Annotated in this window: 1 protein-coding gene; it reads left to right on the top strand. The window is 39.7% G+C overall.

The features are described from left to right. Window positions 1-192 (top strand): transposase (locus H5S10_RS00150; protein ID WP_182588320.1); only part of this gene is annotated, 192 nt, incomplete at its 5' end. Window positions 193-237 lie beyond the last annotated feature (45 nt).

Genomic DNA, 237 nt, shown 5'->3' with positions numbered 1-237 from the left:
ATGTTTGACCGACATGCAAACTTAAAATACAAATATGGGAACCGACATTTTTGGGCTGAAGGCTACTATGTGAGTACAGTTGGATTAAATGAATCCACGATAAAGAAGTATATCCGAGGTCAAGAGAAACATGATATAGCAATGGATAAGCTAACAAGTGTGGAATATTCGGACCCTTTTAAGGGTAAGTGAGGTAGTACAAACACCGCTTAAAGCGGTGGCAAAGTAGTCAGAGCA

The organism is Limosilactobacillus balticus (genome assembly GCF_014145615.1).
Taxonomy (GTDB): domain Bacteria; phylum Bacillota; class Bacilli; order Lactobacillales; family Lactobacillaceae; genus Limosilactobacillus; species Limosilactobacillus balticus.
Note: the sequence above shows the minus strand (reverse complement) of the source record. Positions and strands in the feature narration are given on the sequence as shown.